Here is an 18,024-nt window from a genome sequence, read left to right on the forward strand (position 1 = left end):
CTACGAACGAGGTTCCGCAACCTTAGAGATGATGCTTCATGACCGATCGCATTGAGCCCCATACCGAAATCCTGCTCGTCGGCATGAACGGGGATCTGCGCGGCAAACGCATTCCGAAATCGAAGGAAAAGAAGGTGTGGGACGGGCTTGTTCGGCTGCCCTCCTCCACCCAGTCGCTCGACATATGGGGCGACGACAATGACGATATTACCGGCCTGTCGCTGACGATCGGCGACCCCGACGGGCAGTGCGTTCCAGACCCGCGCAGTGCGGCGCCGATGCCATGGGGGCCTGAAGGCTCGACACAGGTTCTGGCCACCATGCACGAGATGGATGGCTCTCCGAGCTTCATGGACCCGCGCGCCATTCTCGCCAACCTGCTGAAGCGTTTCGAGGAACGCGGGCTGACACCGGTGGTGGCGACCGAACTTGAATTTTACGTGATGCAGGACGACTGGCGTGAGACCGGCCGCCCTCGCCCGCCTGAAAAGCTGATGTACCGAGACCAGCCGAACGGGTTCCAGCTCTATGACATGAGCGCCGTCGACGCGCTTGACGAGTACCTGCAGACGGTGCGCCACTGGGCCAAGCTGCAGGATATTCCCGCTGACGCGACGACAGCCGAATTCGGCCCCGGCCAGTTCGAGATCAATCTCCTGCACCGGGCGGACGCGCTCGCTGCCGCCGATGACTGCATCTATCTCAAGCGCATTGCCGAACAGGCTGCGCGCAAGTTCGGCATGAAATCCACCTGCATGGCCAAGCCGTATGGCGATCAGGCAGGCTCCGGCCTGCATGTGCATGCCAGCATCATCGACCGCGACGGCAACAACATTCTGGATGCCAAGGGCGGTGATCCGGTGAAGCTGAAGTCGGTGACGGCGGGCATGCTCAAGACAATGCGCGATGCGCAGCTGATCTTTGCCCCGTTTGCCAATTCCTATCGCCGTTTCCAGCCGGGGTCATTTGCGCCGGTCGATATCGACTGGGGTTTCGGGCATCGCGGCACGGCGGTGCGCATTCCCGACGCCAATGGGCCGGCTGCACGCGTGGAGCACCGGGTCGCCGGTGCCGATGCCAACCCCTATCTGCTGCTCACCGCCATTCTGGGCGGCATGTTGATCGGATTGGACGAGGTGCTCGATCCCGGTCCGGCAACTGAACCCGGTCAGGAACCGCCCGAAGGCACGAAGCGGCTGACGCATGACTTTCTGACCGCCGTCGAGGATTTCTCTGCCTCGCCCTTCATAAGCGATGCGTTCGGCGAGCGTTACCGGAAACTCTATGGCGATACGAAGCGCAAGGAAGCGATCACCTATCTGCGCACGGTCAGCGACTTCGATTACCAGACCTATCTGCCGAGGATTTGACCCGACAGCAGTTAAGGAATGCGCTCAAGGCAGCGCTAGTCTTTGCGTATATACCTATTATTGCTCACCAATTCTGACAAACAGCAAGAATACGACCAGTCTTTAATCGTTTCATTCAGCCCTCATTAAAATTCCGACCTCTAATCACATCACCATATTTGATTGGTTTGAGGGCGGCGCATGCGCGTTATTCTGGTGAAATCGATACTGATCGGAATATTGGCGACGCTTGCCTCGCTTGGGCTGTCTTTTGCGATCGTGCCGCATCTCGGTGGACAAGTGGCCGGCGCCGGACTGATCATGACGATCGTCTGCCCTTTCGTGATCTCCATTCCCGCCTCGATCCTGCATCTGTGGCAGTCCGACCGGATCAGGCGCGCCAAGGCGGAGACGATGGAGGCTCTGGAAAAGCTCGCAGTCGCCTATGAAGAATTAAAGCAGCTTGCTCGCCATGACGGATTGACCGGCCTGCTCAACCGCACGGCATTTCTCGATGAGTTGGCCTCCCTCAGCCGGCAGGGAGTGACGGGCGGACTGATGTTTCTCGATCTCGACCACTTCAAGTCGATCAACGACCGGTACGGGCACGCCACCGGCGACGAGGCACTGCGCCTGACAGGCAAGCTGCTGGCGGCCCTGCGGACGGAACAGCACGACATTTCCGGCCGGCTGGGCGGGGAGGAATTCGCGCTTTTCCAGGTGGGGCTGACGTCGAAGGCGCTGGCACGGCGCTGCGAGGATGTTCGGCAGGCGATACAGGCGATCGACCTGCACTCCTCATCCGGCGCCCGTATTCCGCTCTCGGCCAGTATCGGAGCGCTGATGTGCAGCCCCGGATTCGATCCGGACGATTGCCTGAAAGGGGCCGACGAGTATCTCTACCAGGCAAAGTCACGCGGGCGAAACCAGGCTGTCGCGTCGATATAGGCTTCGCAAAAGTCCCCATTCGCGCCGGGCCATCTTGCTGATATAAATCGCAGGTACGGATTGTCGCACCGGTCTGTACGGAAGGCGACAGCGTCGTTGAGGACGTTGGCCATGGACATGATATTCGCATTCCTCCGCACCACATTCGCCGCCATCGTCGTGACGATCGCCCTTGGCGGTTCTGCCATGGCGGATGACGCGCCACTGAAGATCATCGTCCATCCCGGCCAGAGCGAGGCCGATGTCGAGCAGATCCTCGATTTCGCGGCACGAAGCGGCAGGCCTGTGGCGATTGAAGTCGGACAGGCGACGACGGTTTCACCCGGGACTGCGACACCTATTCCGGCAGCGGTAGCAGGCAATACCGGCACAACGCCCGCGACATTCTCGCAAGTCACATCCACCCAAGCTGTATCCCAGGCACCCGCATCTTCGCCACCTGCGGCACTGGCACCTGCCGCAGCCGCACCAGCACCCGCGCCTGCCCCCATGACACCGACGCCCGAAATGATGGCGACAGACATGGGTATGGCGAAGTGGAGCCAGTTTTCCGCCGCCTTCATGCGCGGCGCGACGACAGCTCTCTCCGGCGTCGGCAGCCTGCCCACGGCGATGGTGATGGCAGACGAGAAGCTGACCGAGGAAGGCAGCAGCCATGGCCGGGTCCTGCTTCTTGCGCTCTCGACGATCGCAGCCGCGGCCACCGCGACACTCATTCTGCGGCGGCTGATTGCGGCTGCATTCACGCGGGAAGTGCCGCAGGGCGGACGAATGACCGGGATCATCGGTCAAAGCCTGAGGCGAATGATCGGGGATCTCGCCTCGGTGGCGTTTTTCCTTGTCGCCACACGCTTTGTGTTTGATCTGCTCGGACCGCAAGGGGAAGCAACGACCCGCATGGTGAGGAGCATCGTGACGGCCATTATCGTGGCGTCGCTCTATGTCTCGCTTGCGCGGCTGCTGTTCAAGAAAAACCACGGCGGGCGCAGCCTGGTGCCGATCAACAGGCCGGAATGGCATTTCCGCATATTGGTGACCTACGGCCTGATCAGCGCGGCGATTGCCGAAATGGCAAGGCTTGCAGGCGCTATCGGGATAGAAAGCCTGATTATCGACGGCTGGTTCCTGACCGGCAATACGCTGCTGACACTGTTGAAGCTCTACTGGTTCATCGGTGGGCGCAACGATATTCGCGACGCCTTCATCAGCGACAATCCAGGCATTGTACGCCGGGTTGCCGGAAATCTTCTGCCGGAATTTTACGTCGTGACGGCGCTGGCGCTGTGGCTGATCTGTGTGCTGTTTGCCGGAACGCCGAACAGCGCCCGCTGGATCTTCGCCGCCGGCACGACGCAAATGGCCCTGCTGGCACTGCCGATCCTTGCACTCGGCGCACATGCGCTGGTCGATGATTTTACGCGGCACCATGAGCGGGTGCGAGGTGCTGGTCTTGGTTCTTCACTTCTCGCAAGCCTCAGGGTGCTCTGCGCGGGTGCCGTGTGGATCGGTGGGTTGCATCTGATCACCGCCATATGGTCGCCGTTCATGGGCGGACAGGCGGCGGACGCGACGGGCTGGATCCTCTGGCTCGAAAGACTGAGCTTTGCGATCGTGGCAAGCTGGGCTGTGGCGAGTTTCATCTGGCACTATTCGGAAGCGCTTGCCCCTTCGCCGGCCATCATGCTGCCGGGACATGAGGACCAGAACGAGAAACGCCAGACCAGCAGGCTCTCGACGGCGATGCCCGTCGTGCGCAATCTGGCGCTCGGAGCGGTGCTTGCCGTCGGTGCGCTGGTCATATTGAGCGCTCTCGGGGTCAATGTGGCGCCGCTTCTTGCAGGCTTCGGCGTGCTGGGCCTGGCGCTCTCCTTCGGCTCACAGGCACTGGTAAAGGATATCGTGTCGGGCATCTTCTTCATCGCCGAGGACGCATTCCGCATTGGCGAATATATCAGCACCGGCAGTCAGCAGGGCACGGTGGAACAGATCGCCATCCGCTCGGTCAGGCTACGCCACCATAACGGGCCGATCCATACAGTGCCCTTCGGCCAGATCAGTTCGGTCAGCAATTACAGCCGGGACTGGGGCACGATCAAATTCCAGCTGAAGTTCGAGCGGGAGAGCGATCCCGAACTGATCCGCAAGACAGCCAAGAAGGTCGGCATCGCCATGCTGGACGATCCGGAATTCGGTGCGGATTTCCTAGTCCCCCTGAAGATGCAGGGCATTCAGGACATTACCGAAACGTCGATCGTTGTACGCTTCAAGTTCACCTCGCTGCCGGGCAATCCAAGCATCATCAAGCGCGAGGCGATCAAGCGGCTGATTTCCGCCTGCAAGGCTGCGGGGCTGGAATTTGCGTCCAATGCCGTGACGGTGAAATCACGCGGTGAGATGCATGACGATGCGGCGGCCGCTACCATGCTTCAGCCGCTGGCACCGGTCGCATCGTCTGCATGAGTCCTATCAGATGCCGCTGCCCTGCTGTTCGGCGACTTCCTTCTGCGGGATCTGGTCGACGAGGACCTTCAACTCGCCGGCATGGATCTTGAGCAGGATATCCCGATCCATCGGCAGGAGTTCGCCATCGATGACGCAGCGGACATCCTTGCGGTGGCGGGGGAAATGCAGTTCCAGCTCGGTCACGGTCATCGCCGTCACCGCTTCATTGTCTTTCAGCCGGCCGCGCAGGATATCGAGCGTGAGCTTTGCGACACCGGCAGGCGTCAGCGGATCGGCAATGTAGAACCCAAGATGGCCGCGGGTGACATCATCGGCATACATCAGCGCGTCGCTGCCGAATTCATTATTCGATACCGAGATCGCCGAAACCCGGCGCACACCAGTCTTACCCTCGGCATTGAACTCGACCTCGAATTCCGGCGGGTTCAGCATCACACCGATCGCGGCACGGGCGCTGGCGCGGATTTTTCCCAGACGAGAGGCATAGCTCATCGAGTTGCGGTAGCGCACCATGCGGGCATGCAGCCCGGCAGAGAACTGGTGGACAAAGCTCCTGCCATTGGCGCTGGCGATATCGACATTGCGCACATCCGAATGGGAGAGAACATCGATGGCGTCCCAGATATCGAGCGGGATTTTCAACGAACGGGCAAACAGGTTCATCGTTCCGGCGGGGACGATGCCGAGCGCGATGCCACTCTTCCAGGCGATCGAGGAGGCGGCAGAAATGGTGCCATCACCGCCGCCGGCGATCAGGCCGTCAACTCCGTTCAAGGCTGCGGCCTTCTCCATCGTCTCGACAACCTTATCGCCGGAGACGACATGGCACTCAATCTCATGCCCCGCTCCTTCGAACGCCCGCAGGGCATGGGCGCAATAAGCGTCCATGTCGGTGGTTCGAAAGGTGCCGCCATCGCGGTTGAACACTGCATAAAGGTTCATGAACTATCCGGTTTGAAATTTGAGGCGGCGAGACAACGGGTGGATCAGGAAATGGTTGCGGGATGCGGTCTTATCAAGAGCGCCGCGTTGATAGATGAGCAGAAGGCATGTCGATCGCATGTGAAAATTTGACGAAATACAATGTTCATCTACCGCACTGCACAATGACGTGGTAAACTGATATCCGCGGGCGGATTTGCGGCCGCAACGGCCAATCGGGCGGGACGGTTCCTGCCTGTCCCATTCTTCAAGACGATCCGACATCATGACCGATAGCGTACATTCCATGGATGCCGCACGCGCTGCATCCAGCCATCAGACCCTTTCTCCCCTCGCGGTACTGCTTATAACCTTCGCCCTTGCAGTGGGTGGCTTCGGCATCGGTACCGGCGAATTCGTCATCATGGGGCTGTTGCCGGACGTGGCTAAGACCTTCGATGTCAGCATTCCGATGGCAGGCTATGTCATCAGCGCCTATGCGCTGGGCGTCGTCGTCGGTGCGCCGATCATCGCGGTGCTTTCGGCACGGGTGCCGCGCCGCACGTTGCTGCTCTGGCTGATGGGCGTATTTGCGGCGGGCAATATCCTGTCTGCCATGGCGCCCGACTTCTGGAGCTTTACCTTCCTGCGCTTCCTGACCGGCCTGCCGCACGGCGCCTATTTTGGCGTCGCTTCGCTGGTGGCAGCGTCGATGGTGCCGCCGAACAAGCGCGCACGCGCCGTCGGCCGGGTCATGCTGGGCCTGACCATCGCGACGCTCCTAGGCACGCCGCTTGCCACGTTCATGGGCCAGCTTCTTTCCTGGCGCGCCGCTTTCTATCTGGTGGGCGGCATCGGTGCCCTGACGGTCGCGCTGGTCTGGTATTTCAAGCCGAAGGATAAAGTGCAGGAAGGTGCGAGCATCCTGCGCGAACTCAGCGCATTCGCCAAACCGCAGGTGTGGCTGACGCTCGGCGTCGCAGCCGTCGGCTTTGGCGGCATGTTCTCGGTGTTCAGCTACATCGCCTCGACGACGACCGAGACGGCCGGCCTGTCGGCGAGCATGGTTGCCGTAGTGCTGGCGCTGTTCGGCATCGGCATGAATGTCGGCAATATCGTCGGCTCGCGGCTCGCCGATATCTCACTGAAGGGTACGATCGGCGGTTCAATGGTGTTCTACATCATCGTCATGCTGATCTTCGCCAATTTCGCGCAATATCCGATCGTGCTCTATATCACCGTCTTCCTTGTTGGCTGCGGTTTTGCACCCGCGCCTGCACTGCAGACACGCCTTATGGATGTGGCCGCCGATGCGCAGACGCTCGCCGCTGCCTCCAACCACTCGGCCTTCAACATCGCCAATGCACTCGGTGCGGCCCTCGGTGGTCTCGTGATCTCCTGGGGCTGGGGTTTTGCGGCAACCGGTTATGTCGGCGTATTGTTCTCGCTGCTCGGGCTCGGCGTATTCTCCGTCTCGATCTGGCTCGAACGCAAGACCGGTCACGCCTGAGATCTGCCACCACAGGATTTGATAGGGGCCGTACCGAGTGCGGCCCGTCGCTCCTTGCGCCACGCCCAAGTCCGCGCCATCTCTAGTCCTCGATACAGCAAGGGAGATGATCGATGCGCGCCGTGGGTTTCAATCAGAACCAGCCGATTTCGTCCGAAACAGCTCTGGTCGACATCTACCTGCCGATGCCGGAGGCCAAAGGGCGTGACCTGCTGGTCGAGATCAGAGCGATTTCGGTCAATCCCGTCGACACGAAAACCCGCAAAAATGCGGTTCTCGAACCCGGCCAGTACAAGGTACTGGGCTATGACGCGGCCGGTGTGATCAAGGCGGTCGGCCCGGATGTGAAGCTCTTCAAGCCGGGCGACGAGGTCTATTATGCCGGCGCGATCAATCGCCAGGGCACCAATGCCGAGTTTCATCTGGTCGATGAACGGATCGTCGGGCCTAAGCCGAAGACGCTGAGCTTCGAGGAGGCAGCAGCGCTGCCGCTCACCGCAATCACCGCCTATGAGACGCTGTTTCACCGGATGCGGGTGCAGGACAAGGTGGCGAGCGCGTGGAACGCCGTCCTTCTGATCGGCGGCGCGGGCGGTGTCGGCTCGATCGCCATCCAGCTTCTGCGCGAGCTTTCAGACGTCACAGTAATCGCCACCGGCTCACGACCCGAGACGCAGGACTGGATCAGACAGCTCGGCGCGCATCATGTGCTCGACCATTCCAAGCCGCTTGCCCGGCAGATCGCAGAACTGGCGATCGGTGCACCGGCCTTTGTCTTTTCGATCACGGAAACCTCGCAGCATATCGGCGATATTCTGGAACTCATCGCCCCGCAGGGTCGTCTCGGCCTGATCGACGATCCGAAAGAGCCAGTCGACGTGCGCCAGTTCAAGCGCAAGGCGCTGTCGATCCATTGGGAAACGATGTTCGCCCGGCCGGTCTTCCAGACGGCAGACATGATCGAGCAGCACAAGCTTTTGACGCAGGTCGCGGAACTGGTCGATGCCGGGAAGATCAAGACGACGCTGTCTGACGTCCTCGGCCCGATCAATGCGACCAACCTGAAGGCGGCACATGCTTTGATCGAAAGTGGCAAGACCCGCGGCAAGCTGGTTCTCTCTGGATTCTGACAACGCAGCCAGCTCTGTCCGAACTCTCCCTATACTTACCAAAGCGCAAATTTCTCGCTATGATTGTCCCCTTAAGCCTATGGGGGGACATCATGGCGACATCTCAGACATCATCATATGGCAATCCGAACCCGATCAGCGCTCTGACCGGCTCCACCTGGTTCGGTTATCTGGCGCGCACCATCCTGACCTTCATGTTCTGGGCAAGCGGGCTTTCCAAGCTGATCGACTTCAATGCCGGCGTCGCCGAGATGGGGCATTTCGGGCTGGAACCGGCGGTCGCCTTCAACATCGCGACGATCGTCACCCAGCTCGGCGGCTCGATCCTGATCATCCTCAATCGCTGGACCTGGCTCGGCGCAGGCGCTCTGGCAGTTTTCACCGCCTTGACGATACCGCTCGTGCATCACTTCTGGACGATGGAGGAGCCGTTCAAGACGATCGAATTCTATGTGGTGATGGAGCATATCACGGTGATCGGCGCGCTGATGGTGGTCGCCTGGAAAGCGCGGACCTGAAATGCAAAAGCCCGCCGCGATCGACGCGACGGGCCTGACTGAATTTGAGCTTCCGGCTTCAGGCCTGGATGACGACGACCTTCGCGCCAACCTGAACGCGGTTGTAGAGATCGATCACGTCGTGGTTCATCATGCGGATGCAGCCGCTCGACATGGCGTGGCCGATCGATTCCGGCTGGTTGGTGCCGTGCAGGCGGAACATCGTGTCGTTGCCGTTTCGGTAGAGATACATGGCGCGGGCGCCGAGCGGGTTGTTCGGGCCGCCCGGCAGGCCGCCGGCGAGCTTGCGATAACGTTCCTCGCGGCGCTGCATGGCGGGCGTCGGGGTCCAGGACGGCCATTCGGCCTTGCGACCGACATAGGCATTGCCGGAAAGCGCCATGCCAGCGCGGCCGACGCCGACGCCGTAACGGATCGCCTGACCGCCGCCGAGGACGTAATAGGCGCGGCGTGCAGGGGTATCGACCACAACGGTGCCGGGGGCATAGTTGCCGGAGAAGGCAACCTGCTGGCGGCGCAGTTCCGGCTTGATCTTGTCGATCGGCACGCGGTGAAGGGGGAACTCTTCTTCCGGCACGGCAGCATAATTTTGCTGCTCGTTATAGGTCGAAGCGCAACCGGCCAGCAAAAGCGGCAAGCCAGCCAGAAGGCCGCGGCGTGAAATCGGCATGATCGTGTCCTTGATGCGTCGAAAAGATGACGCAAGCTAAGGACGTTATGGTTAATGCTTCGCTAATGACGTGTGTCGCCGAAGCCTCGGCTGGTAACAATCGTGTTTGATGTCACTCGTCTTCGCAGGGCCATGAGGGCGGCATCTTCAGTCCCTCCGGCAATTTCGTCCTGTCGTCGCCGCAAGCCAGCGCAATCTGGTCCTGCTCGAGGCCCGTCGCCTTGGACAGATCAACACCTTCGATCCGGGTCAGGAAAAGGAACGCATTGTTGAAATCAACCGGCCCGCTCATGTCGACATTATGGAAGGTTGCGCGAGAAAGATTGACCAGCGCAAAACGGGTGTTCGCCAGCTTTGCCTTGTAGAAGATCGCGCGACCGAGCTCGGCCTTGGTGAAGTCGACATTGGTCAGGTCGGCATCGGAAAAATTCGACCGCTGCATTTCGGCCGAGACGAACGTCGCACCGGCAGCAGAAATGCCGGAGAGATTGCTGCGATAGCCTTCCGCGCGCTCGAAATTGGCATCTCTCGCATCCGAACCGGCGAGCGAGGCACGCACCAGCATGGCCTTGCTGAAATTCGCATTCTTTATGTTCGTGCGGCTGAGATCGGTCATGCTGAAATCAACGCCGGAGAGATTGGCTCCCTCGAAATTGCTGTTGTCCAGCATCAGCAGCCGCTTCTTGCAGTTGCTCCAGTCAACACCCGGCGTCGGATAGGCACGGCAATCGACCGCGGCCGCTTCACCCGCAAAGAAGAATGCCGGCATGATCGCAATCGCGGCGAAGATAAAAATACGCCTGATGGCCCCGATGACGGAGGCGACGCCGAAGACGATATCTCTGTTGCTCATCACATGCTGACCTGTTGGCGCGAACGAAGCCGATTTCTTATCCTGAACCATACCTATTCTTCTTTCACGCGACACGAAAGAGATAGGCAATCAGCCAGATGTGATCAGATATAAGAATGAACTCAGCGTTACCAAGACCTTTTCAGCCCCGGATAATATCCGGCGGATGAAATTGAAAAACGGCAACTTAAAAGCTGCCGTTCATCATTGATGTTGCACGAGACATTCTCGCAACCGGACCGAGGATCACATGTTCGGATAGACCGGTCCCTCGCCGCCCTGCGGCGGCACCCAGTTGATATTCTGGTTGGGGTCCTTGATATCGCAGGTCTTACAGTGAACGCAGTTCTGCGCGTTGATGACGTAGACTTCCTCACCATTCTGTTCGCGCCATTCATAGACCCCCGCCGGACAGTAACGCGCCGAGGGACCGGCATAAACGTCATGCTCGGAGCGTTTCTGCAGCCCTAAGTCCTTCACCTTGAGATGGACCGGCTGGTCCTCCTCGTGATTGGTGTTGGACAGGAAGACTGAGGACAGGCGGTCGAAGGTCAAAACACCATCCGGCTTGGGATAGTCGATAGGCTTGTGCTTTGCCGCCGGTTCGAGCGACTGGGCGTCGGTCTTGCCGTGTTTCAGCGTGCCGAACAGCGAAAAGCCGAACAGCTGGTTGGTCCACATGTCCAGCCCGCCGAGCGGGATGCCGATAATGGTGCCGAACTTAGACCAGAGCGGCTTGACGTTGCGGACCAGTTTCAGGTCCTTGCCGATCGGGCCTGAACGCCATTCGTTTTCGATCTCGACCGGTTCGTCATTGGCGCGACCATCGGCGATCGCGGCGGCAATCTTGTCGGCGGCGAGAATGCCGGAGAGGACTGCGTTATGCGAACCCTTGATACGCGGCACGTTGACGAAGCCTGCCGAGCAGCCGATCAGCGCGCCGCCGGGGAAGGAAAGCTTCGGCACCGACTGGTAGCCCCCCTCGGTGATAGCACGCGCGCCATAGGAGATGCGCTTGGCGCCCTCGAAAGTCGGCGCGATTGCCGGATGGGTCTTGAACCGCTGGAACTCCTCGAAGGGAAAGAGATAGGGGTTCTTGTAGTTCAGGTGCAGGACGAAGCCGACGGCAACAAGATTGTCTTCCAAGTGATAGAGGAAGGAACCACCGCCGGTCTTCATGTCGAGCGGCCAGCCGAAGGAGTGCTGGACGAGACCCTGCTTGTGGTTCTCGGGCTTGACCTCCCAGAGTTCCTTGATGCCGATGCCGAATTTCTGGACGTCACGATCCTTCGACAGCTCGAACTTCTCGATCAGCTGCTTGGCAAGCGAGCCGCGCACGCCCTCGCCGATCAGCGTGTATTTGCCCAAGAGCGCCATGCCGCGGGTATAATTCGGGCCCGGCTCGCCGTTCTTCTCGATGCCCATGTCGCCGGTCGCTACGCCGATAACGTTGCCTGCATCGTCATAAAGCACTTCGCTTGCGGCAAAGCCCGGATAGATCTCGACACCGAGTTCCTCCGCCTTGGTCGCAAGCCACCGACAGACATTGCCGAGCGAGACGATGTACTTGCCGTGATTGTTCATCAGCGGCGGCATGGCGAAGTTCGGCAGTCGGACGGAGCCGGCTGGCCCCAAGAACAGGAACTGGTCGTCGGTGACCTTGGTCTTGAACGGATGCCCCTCCTCCTCCTGCCAACCAGGCAGGAGCGCATCGATGCCGACCGGGTCGACCACCGCGCCGGAGAGAATATGGGCGCCGACTTCCGCGCCCTTTTCCAGCACCACGACGGTGAGGTCGGGATTGATTTGCTTCAGCCGGATTGCAGCGGACAGGCCGGCCGGGCCAGCACCGACGATCACGACGTCGAATTCCATCATCTCCCGTTCGGGAAGTTCCATCTCTTCGCTCATTCCATATGCCTCCGCCTTGGCGGGATCCCCTTTTGTCAAACTATTCCTTGGCAAATGCCAGGATGGTTGTCGAGCCGAGATGCGACACCGGCTGACCAGACACGAAGACCCACCCCCTTATCTGCGGGACAAATAACGTTTACGTCAACGTCAAAATGCCGCACAAACCTTCAAGCTCTTGTTGTCATACAACCTGACAAGCTGCAAGTTCCTTCGAAACAGGATATCCGTAAAGTCAAACCGCACCACAAGCCAAGGCCTCATGCATGATTGCGTCCTAACGCCGCCCCGCTTCGTCTGCGCCTGATCGAGCCGATCCAAAGACCGGATCAGGCTTCCAATGTGAGCCGCGGCCATTATAACCGCATGCACAGACAACATCGTCACAGGAGAACGGAATGGATCTGGGAATTTCGGGCAAAAGGGCGCTTGTCCTCGCTTCTTCGCGCGGTTTGGGCCTCGGGATCGCAACGGCGCTCGCCAATGAAGGCGCCAATGTTCTCCTGGTGGGACGTTCGGGCGACAAGCTCGCCGAAAACTGCAAGACGATCAACGCCGCCGGAAAAGGCAAGGCTGACTGGGTCTGGGGCGACCTCGCCGACGAGAATTTCGTCGAGGCAATGGTTGAAGCGGTTAACCAAAAGCTCGGCGGCATCGATATTCTCGTCAACAACACCGGAGGCCCGACGCCCGGCGGCACGCAGGACATGAGCGCCGACAAGCTCGACAGCTTCTTCCAGTCGATGGTGCTAAGGGTGATTTCGCTGACCAACGCGCTCCTGCCGCAGATGAAGGAACAAGGCTGGGGCCGCATCCTGACCGTCGCCTCTTCCGGCGTCCTCGAACCGATCCCCAACCTGGCACTGTCCAACACGCTGCGCGGCGCGCTGGTCGGCTGGAACAAGACGCTTGCAACCGAAGTCGCCGGCTCCGGCGTGACCGCAAACATGCTGCTTCCAGGCCGTATCCTGACGGACCGTATCGAGGAACTGGATGGCGCCAATGCCAAACGGCTCGGCAAGAGCATGGAAGAAGTCCGCGAAGCTTCGGTGAAGACCATTCCGGCCGGTCGCCTCGGCACGGTCGCGGAATTCGGTGCCGCCGGCGCCTTCCTCTGCTCGGAACCGGCAAGCTACATTACCGGCACGATGCTGCGCGTCGATGGCGGCGCGGCAAAGTCGCTCTGACACTATCAGGCCCGGTGAACAGCCGGGCCCTTTCATTTGCGGGGATCGGTTTGCCGCATCCGCGGCAACCATCCGGCATTGATGGCAGCGGCATTCGTCTTATCTTCCTCGTGACCTCAACGACATGAGAGAGCGGCAATGCATTTAATCAGGCTTATCGCCGGTATTTTCGGTTTTCTCGTCGGCCTCATCGGGCTTGTCTGGATCGGTCAGGGCACGGGCGTGTTTCCCTACCCGCGCTCCAGCTTCATGATAAACCAGACGCCCTGGATCTTCTGGGGATTGCTGGCGACCGTCTTCGGCGTGCTGATCGTTTGGGCATCGCGCCGCTTCCGGATCTGACGGGCTTCGGCTATCATCTGATTCCGGCGCGGCCCGCGCCTCCCCCCTCCGATCGGGAAAGCAGATTTCATGCTGGGCACTGGCGATTTCAACCGACTGTCCGGGCAGAAGCAAAAGGAGGGATTGCGAATATTGCTCGCATCAGGAGGTTTTCGTCGATGAAATTTTCGGCCCCCATCTATCACCTGAAGCGTAAGGCCAAGGCCCTGTCGCGCCAACAATCCATCCCTCTCAATGCCGCGCTCGACCGTATCGCACGCACCGAAGGCTGCAAAAGCTGGAGCCTGCTTGCGGCGCGCCACGCCGCCGCGTCTCCAGCCAGTGAACTATATCAACAACTGAAGCATGGCGATCTGGTGTTGATCGGCGCAAGGCCCGGACTTGGCAAGACGCTAATGGCACTGGAACTGGCAATCGAGGCGATGAGGGCAGGCAGCCGCGCCTTCTTCTTCACGCTGGAATATACGCAAGCGCAGATCGCCGACCGGCTCTTACGGCTGGGAACGGAGCCTTCCCGCTATGGCAAGCAGTTCATTTCGGATTGCTCGGACGGGATCAGTGCCGATTACATCATCAAGGCCACGGAGGATGCCGCCCCCGGCACATTGATCGTGGTCGACTATCTACAATTGCTGGATCAGCGACGTTCGACCCCGCCGCTCGACCAACAAATTTCGGCGCTGCAATCCTTCGCGAGATCGAAAGGCCTGATCATCGTTTTCGTATCGCAGATCAGCCGCAGCTATGATCCGAAAGACAAGCCGTTTCCGACGCTCGACGATGTGCGGCTTGCCAATCCGCTGGATCTGGCCGCATTCGACAAGACCTGCTTCCTCAATGAAAGCGGCGTGCGTTTTCAGGCAAATGCCTGACGGAATTGTGCGAGCCGGGTCGGTAAGCCCGGCTCGCATCAGATTTCAATTCGGCCGGGCAGACGCCAGCTTCGGCAGATCGGAAATCAGGCCGTCACGGACGGTGTAGCTGATCGGCTGATCGGGATGCCGCTTGTTGTCCGCCAGCACGCGGGCGAAGACGACCTTCTTGTCGCCCTTCTCGGCCCAGCCGACGAACCAGCCGAGCGGGCGGCTGCCGTCCAGCTTGCCATTGGCGTTTCGAAGAGAGCCTGCGCCGGTCTTGCCATGAACCGTCCAGCCGTCACCGGCCTCGAAAACAGGCACGATCGCCTGTGTCATGGTCACCGCCTTTGCCGAGATCGGCAGCTTGCCGGTGATGAAGCGCCGCAGGAAATCCACCTGCTGGTCGGGCGATATCTTCAGCGAGGAACTGAGCCAGGATTCCGTCAGCCCGTCGGTGCCGCCCGGCCCGCCATTAACGTCCCGATTGCCGTAGTCGAACCGGCGGACGTAATCGGCGAAGGCCTCCTTTCCGAGACGGCGGGTGATTTCCTGCGAATACCAGACGATCGAGTCCTTCTCCCATATCGTCGGGTCGGTCGTCTTCTGCTCGCGCTCAGAGCGCTTGAACTTCGCCTGGTATTCCCAGCGGGGATTATGGTCATCCACAAGTATACCCTTGTCGTAGCCCATCATCGCCAGCGGCAGCTTGAAGGTCGATTGCGGATAGAAGGGGCTATCACATCCGCCCTCCCGGTGGATTGCCATACCGGTGTCGACGTCGAGAATGACGGTGCAGCGCACTGGCTCAGCGGCCCGGGCGGGAGCCGCAACGGCAATAACGGCCGCACCGAAAAGAGCGAGAAAGGATAGTTTTCCAGGGGGCAAGGCAGATCAACTCCATACGTTCGACAAGGGCCTTGCGATAGACATGAGCGACCCGGCCAAAACATGGCGGCATGGACATCCGGGCCATGATTTCACCAACATGAGAAATCTATCATTCAATCATATTTTCAGATTCTTAAATATTGATTTTATTTGTTATTCGCGCGTTGACCCGGCTTCAATCCGCAGATGCTAGAGGCCGCTCCGCATTCGTTAACAGCGGAGAATATAGTGTTTCTCGAAGGTATTTTCGGTGGCGGAAGCCAGTCCAGCTCACCGAGCCAATCATCGCCATCGTCCGGTTCTTCCGATGCGACGGACAACGAAACGACGACTGGTGAAAACAACACGGCACCATCAAGCGGCAGCCAGTCCGACACAGTCGAAAACTACTCGCCGGAAGAAACCGATGACGGCACCTATGGCCCGACGCCGCCTGCCGAAGCGGGAACGGACGAGCCGGTAGACGAGAGCGCTTCTCAGCCTGTGGACGAGACGGAGACCGCCGAGGCGCCCCATGCGGCAGACGGCGATGTTCCACCGGATGAAGCCGTCGCCGAGCACTCCACCTCTGATGAAGCTTCGGCATCGGCCGAAGACGATAGCATATCGGGCAGCGAGCCGGATGCGGATTCATCTGCCGGCCAGGCCGACGGTTCAGCGTCAACAAGCGCGCCCGCGGCAGGTTCGGGTGTCCGTGATTTCGTCACCCCGCTGCTGGCCGATCTTCAGGCGATCAGCCAACGTTCGTCTGCGAAGGCCAATGAGGACGTCTCGGCCAGCCAGCGGCGCGCTGCGGCCAATGTACATGACCAGATGATCCGGCAGATGCTCGACCAGATCTCGGCAACGGACACCGGCGCTTCGTCGACGCAGCTGTTCAAAAGCAAGGAAGCCGAACAAATGCAATCCCTGCCCGCCCGCTGGTACGCCGAAGCCTGACCGACACGATCGGGATCGGGCCGAAGCAAGGGGCGCAGCATCTGCGCCCCTTTTGCTATCCGCAAATGCAGTCGATGTCTGCCATCGGCCCATTGCGGACATCTCACCATCGCCCCTTCTACGCGGCACAGGCTATCGCGGACATCGAGGCATTCCTAAGGTTAGCGATCACCATAATATCGGGAACCGCTCCGCAAGATCAGCTAGCGATAATTTTTATTGGCGTTCAATCAATAGGATGAGTCCTATCGCGACACGCGCCATGTTGCGAATCGCACAACGCAACGCTAGCTCTTGTATACCGATGCGGGCGAACTCCTGGGTCTTCAACCAGATCGTCTGTAAACCACAGACTAGCCCCTTCGGTCGCGCTCTCAGCTCTTCTTAAACCTCGGAACCGAGTTCCATCTACTCAGCTTGCGCTTATCATAGCAGCTACCCGTGATGTCCGGCCATCCGGTCAGCTCAAACGCGAGGCGGGTCAAACGCTTCTTCGTGTCGCTGATCTCTTCCAGCTCGTGTCGACCATTTCTGTAAGCTGCCAGCGCTCCCAGAGTGCAGTCCAAAAGCTGCAGCATAGGCTCACGCTCCGAACTGCGCGGCTGCACAATTTTCACCACGCCCGGCTTACCGCACAAACGCTTACCTACGAAGTTCAGCGCCCCAATCTGGTCTTTCAGTTGTGCCGTGCAGTTGCCATCGTCCGGATGAATATGGATATCTGCTTCATGGCCATAGTACGCGACTGGCCGATGCAACAGGAGCTGAAAGAAACTCTTGCTGACCGTATCGATTTTCCGGCGCGGCCCGGACAGCTTGTGATCGTATTCGTCCATTCGGGCAAACTTGATATGGAAATGCAGTCGGTTTTCCTCAATTAGATCAAACAACAATCGGATGTAGGCCTCATGGACAACGCCATTTCTTGACTTGGCGTTCTTCCATTTCACCTCACCCTGTTTCCCGTATTTCTCACGGATAGTGGTCATCTTTCCCAAAATATGCGGGATCGCCTCTTGAGCCACGGCAATGCCAGCGACGGCCATGTAAGCGTCGTCGCTCTGACTACTTTCATCACAGAAGTAGAGCAGTTGCTTACGCGGCTTTGCCTCAGTGACGGGCTCGGCAGGCTTAGGTGACAGCAATGAGATGGCAGTTGCTCCGGCGATTCATCTGATCCGGAATATACAGGCCAATGGTTGTTACGAAAAATTTTTCGCGTCGATGCGCACAGATAAAAGGTTATTTGTGCTTGTTATGTTCTAATTTGGTCCGAAATCCTCCCGCAAATGCCTACAGGTATATAAGGTGTGTGCGGCTTCCTTCAGGTCGTCCACCCAAGCCGTAGTGCGATCGGATGCCTCGTCGCATCTTATCGATGCCCGGCCACGGAAACAAACTGTCTGGCTGCGGACCCAAATCGGACGATTCGTCTTCCTGCGCAAATGACCGCTTTTGGCGGATACCGTTGAAAAACACCCTCGATGTGAGGTGGCTCAACGTTGGCGAGATATCAAGTAATGAGTTGCAGAAGTAAC

At 59.4% G+C, this 18,024-nt stretch carries 16 protein-coding genes; 10 read left to right on the forward strand and 6 right to left on the reverse strand.

Features of this window, described 5'->3' with window-relative positions:
- Nucleotides 1-38 precede the first annotated feature (38 nt).
- From JZX87_RS15215 to JZX87_RS15225, 3 genes are all read left to right on the forward strand, one after another.
- Complete coding sequence (locus tag JZX87_RS15215; protein WP_206826540.1) at nt 39-1,370, forward strand: glutamine synthetase family protein; 1,332 nt, start codon at nt 39-41, stop codon at nt 1,368-1,370.
- A 180-nt stretch (nt 1,371-1,550) separates the two neighbouring features.
- On the forward strand, nt 1,551-2,297 hold the full coding sequence (locus JZX87_RS15220; RefSeq protein ID WP_206826542.1) for a GGDEF domain-containing protein: 747 nt from the start codon (nt 1,551-1,553) through the stop codon (nt 2,295-2,297).
- Between the two features lie 111 nt (nt 2,298-2,408).
- Nucleotides 2,409-4,757 (forward strand): mechanosensitive ion channel family protein, encoded by a 2,349-nt coding sequence (locus tag JZX87_RS15225; protein ID WP_206826543.1) that lies wholly within the window; start codon nt 2,409-2,411, stop codon nt 4,755-4,757.
- A gap of 6 nt (nt 4,758-4,763) precedes the next feature.
- Here JZX87_RS15225 and JZX87_RS15230 read toward each other — a convergent pair whose 3' ends face one another.
- Nucleotides 4,764-5,702: a diacylglycerol/lipid kinase family protein gene (locus JZX87_RS15230; protein WP_148145505.1), complete on the reverse strand. Its 939-nt coding sequence runs from the start codon at nt 5,700-5,702 to the stop codon at nt 4,764-4,766.
- Nucleotides 5,703-5,967: 265 nt separating this feature from the next.
- On the opposite strand from JZX87_RS15230, the gene JZX87_RS15235 reads away from it, so the two are divergent.
- The 3 genes from JZX87_RS15235 to JZX87_RS15245 all read left to right on the forward strand — a co-directional run bounded on the left by JZX87_RS15235 (nt 5,968) and on the right by JZX87_RS15245 (nt 8,839).
- Nucleotides 5,968-7,191, forward strand: coding sequence for an MFS transporter (locus tag JZX87_RS15235; protein WP_183822545.1), 1,224 nt, complete (start codon nt 5,968-5,970; stop codon nt 7,189-7,191).
- A 113-nt stretch (nt 7,192-7,304) separates the two neighbouring features.
- Nucleotides 7,305-8,321 carry a zinc-binding alcohol dehydrogenase family protein gene (locus JZX87_RS15240; protein ID WP_206826544.1) on the forward strand — a complete coding sequence of 339 codons (1,017 nt, stop codon included), beginning with the start codon at nt 7,305-7,307 and terminating at the stop codon, nt 8,319-8,321.
- Between the two features lie 92 nt (nt 8,322-8,413).
- Complete coding sequence (locus JZX87_RS15245) at nt 8,414-8,839, forward strand: DoxX family protein (RefSeq protein ID WP_206826545.1); 426 nt, start codon at nt 8,414-8,416, stop codon at nt 8,837-8,839.
- Between the two features lie 58 nt (nt 8,840-8,897).
- Here JZX87_RS15245 and JZX87_RS15250 read toward each other — a convergent pair whose 3' ends face one another.
- The 3 genes from JZX87_RS15250 to JZX87_RS15260 form a co-directional block, all read right to left on the reverse strand.
- Nucleotides 8,898-9,509 carry a L,D-transpeptidase gene (locus JZX87_RS15250; protein ID WP_148145509.1) on the reverse strand — a complete coding sequence of 204 codons (612 nt, stop codon included), beginning with the start codon at nt 9,507-9,509 and terminating at the stop codon, nt 8,898-8,900.
- Nucleotides 9,510-9,621: 112 nt separating this feature from the next.
- A complete protein-coding gene (locus JZX87_RS15255; RefSeq protein ID WP_394353642.1) occupies nt 9,622-10,278 on the reverse strand; it encodes a pentapeptide repeat-containing protein in 657 nt (218 codons plus the stop codon).
- 330 nt (nt 10,279-10,608) lie between these two features.
- Nucleotides 10,609-12,273 (reverse strand): electron transfer flavoprotein-ubiquinone oxidoreductase, encoded by a 1,665-nt coding sequence (locus JZX87_RS15260; protein WP_206826546.1) that lies wholly within the window; start codon nt 12,271-12,273, stop codon nt 10,609-10,611.
- Nucleotides 12,274-12,671: 398 nt separating this feature from the next.
- Here JZX87_RS15260 and JZX87_RS15265 point away from each other — a divergent pair, with 398 nt between their 5' ends.
- The 3 genes from JZX87_RS15265 to JZX87_RS15275 all read left to right on the forward strand — a co-directional run bounded on the left by JZX87_RS15265 (nt 12,672) and on the right by JZX87_RS15275 (nt 14,674).
- Nucleotides 12,672-13,460: an SDR family oxidoreductase gene (locus tag JZX87_RS15265; protein ID WP_206826548.1), complete on the forward strand. Its 789-nt coding sequence runs from the start codon at nt 12,672-12,674 to the stop codon at nt 13,458-13,460.
- Nucleotides 13,461-13,598: 138 nt separating this feature from the next.
- Nucleotides 13,599-13,802, forward strand: a complete 204-nt coding sequence (locus JZX87_RS15270; RefSeq protein ID WP_148145513.1) for a hypothetical protein — start codon at nt 13,599-13,601, stop codon at nt 13,800-13,802.
- 158 nt (nt 13,803-13,960) lie between these two features.
- Nucleotides 13,961-14,674, forward strand: a complete 714-nt coding sequence (locus tag JZX87_RS15275) for a DNA helicase (RefSeq protein ID WP_206826550.1) — start codon at nt 13,961-13,963, stop codon at nt 14,672-14,674.
- 45 nt (nt 14,675-14,719) lie between these two features.
- Here the strand turns inward: JZX87_RS15275 and blaOXA are convergent, their stop codons facing one another.
- Nucleotides 14,720-15,544 (reverse strand): class D beta-lactamase, encoded by an 825-nt coding sequence (gene blaOXA, locus JZX87_RS15280; protein ID WP_206826552.1) that lies wholly within the window; start codon nt 15,542-15,544, stop codon nt 14,720-14,722.
- Between the two features lie 231 nt (nt 15,545-15,775).
- Here blaOXA and JZX87_RS15285 point away from each other — a divergent pair, with 231 nt between their 5' ends.
- Entirely contained in the window at nt 15,776-16,486 is a 711-nt protein-coding gene (locus tag JZX87_RS15285; protein WP_206826554.1) for a hypothetical protein, read from the forward strand.
- A 374-nt stretch (nt 16,487-16,860) separates the two neighbouring features.
- Here JZX87_RS15285 and JZX87_RS15290 read toward each other — a convergent pair whose 3' ends face one another.
- The gene (locus JZX87_RS15290) at nt 16,861-17,631 is read right to left on the reverse strand and encodes a DUF3800 domain-containing protein (protein WP_286194692.1); all 771 of its coding nucleotides are present in this window, start codon (nt 17,629-17,631) and stop codon (nt 16,861-16,863) included.
- Between the last annotated feature and the right edge of the window lie 393 nt (nt 17,632-18,024).

The sequence above is a fragment of the Agrobacterium sp. Ap1 genome, assembly GCF_017313375.1.
Lineage (GTDB): Bacteria > Pseudomonadota > Alphaproteobacteria > Rhizobiales > Rhizobiaceae > Neorhizobium > Neorhizobium cellulosilyticum.